Here is a 4,412-nt window from a genome sequence, read left to right on the forward strand (position 1 = left end):
AACGGATCCCGCACTCGACGTGGGACGTGTTCGACGACGCCGCCCACTTCCTGCAGGACACCCACGGCGCGCGGATTGCCGAGGTCGTGCTGGAGCGGATCGCGGAGGAGCGATGACGCCCCTAACGACCCAATCAACTAGTTGACAATTCTCGGCGCGATCAGCGCTGAATGCGCATCGTTTGGGCGTTGCGCGGCGAAACACCTCTCGACACTCGGCGCACAGTGATTTCGTGGCGAGATGGTCCCGCCCCAGAAGGGCACGCACATGATGATCTTCCAACGCATGGTCACGTTCCAAGGGCCTCCCGACGAGATCGGGGCTTGGGCGCTCGAGATCACCGAAGCGGTGAACACGCGCACCCAGTTGGCGACGACGTTGTGGCAAGGCACCTTCGGCGTGCCGGTTGGCTCGCTGGCGTGGAGCGCCATCGTCGACAACCTCACCGCGCTCGAAGCCGCCAACGACGCGCTGCTCGGCGACGCTGGATACCTGAGCCTGGTGGCGAAGGCGGCGCCGTGGGCGACGACGGCACCGCAGGACTCGTGGCTCCAGACGATCCACACGTCCGGCGGCGAATTCGTTCGTGCCCGCGTCGGTTCCTACAGCGAGAACATCATGGCGATTCCTGCGCCGGGCAAGCTCGCGGCTGCGGGCGTGTTCGGCGTCGAGATGGCCGACCTGCACACCCAACTCACGCACGCGCCGGTGCTGTTCTGTAGCTCGGCCTACGGCGCGTTCGGTGAACTGCGGTGGTTGGCGATGTACGAGTCCGCCGCCGCGGTCGATACCGCCGCCGAACTCGTCGCCAAGGACGAGGAGTACGGCGCCAAGCTCGACGCCGCCGGCGACCTGTTCGTCGCCGGGATGGCGCGGCGCGTACTCGCTCGCCGCATCGCCTGAGGCTTCTCGGTCACGCGGCCCCGCGCGAGTCTCGTCGGACGTGTGAGGTAGTTCGTCGCCTCAACGAGCGGCCTCTGGCATGTGAACCGGCGCGCGTGTGTGGTTACTCATCACGCGGCGAAACAGGATCGTGGCGACGCGTGGACTGGCGTCGCTGAGGTCCAAGTAGTCAGCCGCGGAGTTGACGAGCTCCCAGCCTGCCGCCTCGTCGTTGCGCGCGAACGCGACTGCGGCCCGGCCGCGGCTGCTCGCGGCGAGCGCCTGGCGTTGCAGGAATGCCTCGTCCGCCGACGGTGCTTCCAAGATCGCGCTCGCTGCTGCAAGTTGGTGCGCCTCGGCTGCATCGAAGTTCCCTTCTGCGAGGGCGAGCCATCCGAGTGAATTCTGCGCGAACGCCTTCACCCACGCGATGCCGAGGCCGTCAGCCGCCGCCGCGCTCGCCTCGAACACCCGGCGCGCGCCCGCATGGTCGCCCTCGAGGAGGCAGATCTCTCCCCGGGCGTGACCGGCCATCGCCATCAGCAGGAATGCCGGCGGGTCGTGCGCGGCGATGCCGGCGAGCGCAGACCTCGCGTCGCGCAGAAGGCGGCGAGCCTCCTCGAACTCTCCGTTGCCAGCGGCGAGGGCTGAAAGCTCGAGACTGGCGCGTGCGGCTGGGAGCGCCGCGCCGCATTCCATTGCGACGTGGAGCAGCTCGGCGTAGGCCGCGGTCGCGGCCTCGCTGTCCTCGACTTCGGCACAGCACAGCCCCAGAGTCTCGAGCGCGTACATCAGGAAGTACACGTTCGGCCCACGACGCGCCGCGGCCACCGCGTCGCGGGCGATACCTACGGCGCCGAAGCGCTCACCGGCCTCTGCGACCATCGCGCTCTTGCGGCAAAGGGTGTAGGCCACCAACGCGATCGACCCGGACCGTCGCGCCTCGAGCTCAGCCTGCTCCACCGTCAGTAAGGCCTCTTCGAGACGTCCGCGGCTTCGGAGCTCTTGCGCGCGCTCGACAAGCACGGTGGCCAGGACGCTGGGGTTGGCGCAACGGCGTGCCGCGTCCAGCGCCAAGTCCGTGACGAAGTAGACGCCGGAGTTCGTGACGCCACCGGAAAGCATGGCGGCCCACACCTCATACCATCGAGGCCTACCTCCCCGTTCGAGCATCCGCGCGACAACCGACGATGCGAGCTCGGCGACCTCCGTGTGGGAGCGCGACAGCTGCCAAAGGTGGGCGGCACCGCTGGCCACCAGCGCCCGAAGATCGACGTCGACGTCGGAGTTCATGTCGAGTACCCGGTGCACCCAGGCAGACCCCTCGGGCACCGATCCGGTCAGCGACCAGAACAGCCACAGGTGTCCCGCTAAATGGTGGGCGCTGACTGCGTCGCCCGACGAGATCGCCCAGTCCAATGCGGCGCGGAAGTTGTCGTTGGCCTCACGAAGCACATCGACGGCAGCACATTCTCGGTCGTCGAAGAGACCCGGTGCTGTCGCGTGCGCCACGTCGACGTGATGGGCGAGATGGCGACCGCGGTACTCGCTGTCCTCACCCGAGACGACGAGCTTGTTCCATCCGTAACTGCGGATCGTGTCGAGCAGGCGGTAACGCAGGTGATCGCGCGCGGGCACGACGACGATGAGCGACTTGGCCGCCAGGCGCGCCAGGCCGTCGAGCACGTCGCGCCCGCACACTGCTTCGGCGCCTGCGAGGTCGAAGGTCCCCGCGAAGACCGATAGCCGTCGCAGGAGCGCCCGATCGTCCTCGTCGAGGAGGTCATGGCTCCAGTCGAGCGCCGCTTCCAACGTTCGCTGCCGGCCGAGGACGGTACGGGCCCCACCCGTCAAAAGGCGGAAGCGGTCGTCGAGCCGCTCGGCGATCTGATCGGGCCGCAGCACCGTGGCGCGAGCTGCCGCGAGCTCGATGGCGAGGGGGATGCCGTCGAGACGTCGGCAGATCTGGGCGATGGCGGCGTCACTGGCTTCGTCGCGCGGCAAGGCGGCGCCCGCCTGCTCGGCTCGTCGGATGAACAATTCGCGGCCCTGTTCCGCGCTCATCGAATCGAGGCGCCACACGACTTCGCCGAGGACGCCGAGCGGCTCCCGACTGGTCGCCAGCACGGAGGCTGACGACGATTGGTCGAGCAGTGATAGCGCGACGTCGGTCGCCGCGCCCAGCACGTGCTCGCAGTTGTCCAGGACGACGAGCATGGCCCTAGCCCTCGCGAAGTCGCGCAGTTGATCGAGAGCCGGTTGGTTCGGTTCACGCGCCACGCCGAGGGCCGTGACGGCCGCGTCGGCGACTGCGCTCTCGTCTCGGACAGCGGAAAGATCGACGAACCAGACGCCGTCGGGGCGCGCCGAGGCCGCGCCGCGTGCCGCTTCGAGGGCGAGCCGCGTCTTTCCCGCACCACCTGCGCCCGTAATGGTCACCAGACGATGAGCGGCGACAAGGTTCACCACTGTGGAGAGCTCCTCGTCACGCCGCACGAAACTCGAAAGCAGCACCGGCAGGTTGTCGCGTCGCGTCGGAGTGGTGCGCAAGGGTGGGAACGCCGCTTGAAGCTCAGGATGCGTGACCTGGAAGAGGCGCATGGGTGACGGGAGATCGCGCAAGTCGTGTGCGCCGAGGTCCTCGAAACCGATGCGTTCGTCGTCGACCACCGCGTCGGCTCTCGTGGTTTGCGAGACCACGATCTGGCCGCCATGAGCGGTCGCCGCGACGCGGGCCGCTTCGTGGACCGCGAAGGCTATGTAGTCGTCTCCGACGGGTTCGGCGGTCGCGGTGTGGAGACCCATTCGAACGCGCACCGCTCGGTCATCTCCCGATACGAAGATACGCAACGCGAGCTGGGCCGAGACCGTCGCTTCGACGGCACCGGCCGCGGTCGGGAACGCGAAGAAGAAGCCGTCGCCCTCCGACTTCACTTCGACCCCGCCGCGGGCGCCGAACGTCGTGCGAATCAGGTGTCGGTGCGTCTCGATGAGTCCGAGATACGCGTCACCCAGCCGGGCGAACAGCTTGGTGGAGCCTTCGATATCAGTGAAGCAGAAGGTGACCGACCCACTCGGCAACGCCACAGGCTAAGCCTAGAGAAAGCGCAGCAACCGGGCTGCGGATCGCGTTCAGCCCGCGGCGCGCGGGCGGAGGCGGCCTACATTGCCCCGCGTGAAGGTGATCAGCGAAAAGTGCTGCCGCAGCCGTCGCTCGCGGGCCAGTTGAACATCCGGACGTGACCGCGGCGATGCGTACGCCACGCTGAGCGACGCTCGCGGAGGAGCGATGACGCCCCTAACGACCCAATCAACTAGTTGACAATTCTCGGCGCGATCAGCGCTGAATGCGCATCGTTTGGGCGTTGCGCGGCGAACACCTCTCGACACGCGGCGCACAGTGACTTGCAAGGCACCTTCGGCGTGCCGGTGGGCTCGTTGGCGTGGAGCGCCATCGTCGACAACCTCACCGCGCTCGAAGCCGCCAACGACGCGCTGCTCGGCGACGCTGGATACCTGAGCCTCGTGGC

The 4,412-nt window shown here is 67.9% G+C and carries 2 protein-coding genes; one reads left to right on the top strand and one right to left on the bottom strand.

Going from position 1 to position 4,412, the window contains the following annotated elements; all coding sequences use genetic code 11:
* Nucleotides 1-240: 240 nt before the first annotated feature.
* A complete protein-coding gene (locus VHC63_10135) occupies nt 241-903 on the top strand; it encodes a hypothetical protein (protein ID HVV36949.1) in 663 nt (220 codons plus the stop codon).
* Nucleotides 904-963: 60 nt separating this feature from the next.
* Here the strand turns inward: VHC63_10135 and VHC63_10140 are convergent, their stop codons facing one another.
* Nucleotides 964-3,969: an adenylate/guanylate cyclase domain-containing protein gene (locus tag VHC63_10140; protein HVV36950.1), complete on the bottom strand. Its 3,006-nt coding sequence runs from the start codon at nt 3,967-3,969 to the stop codon at nt 964-966.
* Between the last annotated feature and the right edge of the window lie 443 nt (nt 3,970-4,412).

It is taken from the genome of Acidimicrobiales bacterium (assembly GCA_035546775.1).
GTDB lineage: Bacteria > Actinomycetota > Acidimicrobiia > Acidimicrobiales > JACCXE01 > JACCXE01.

Coding starts and splice junctions, on each gene's coding strand:
- VHC63_10135 (HVV36949.1), top strand. CDS start 241: ATGGTCCCGCCCCAGAAGGGCACGCACATGATGATCTTCCAACGCATG.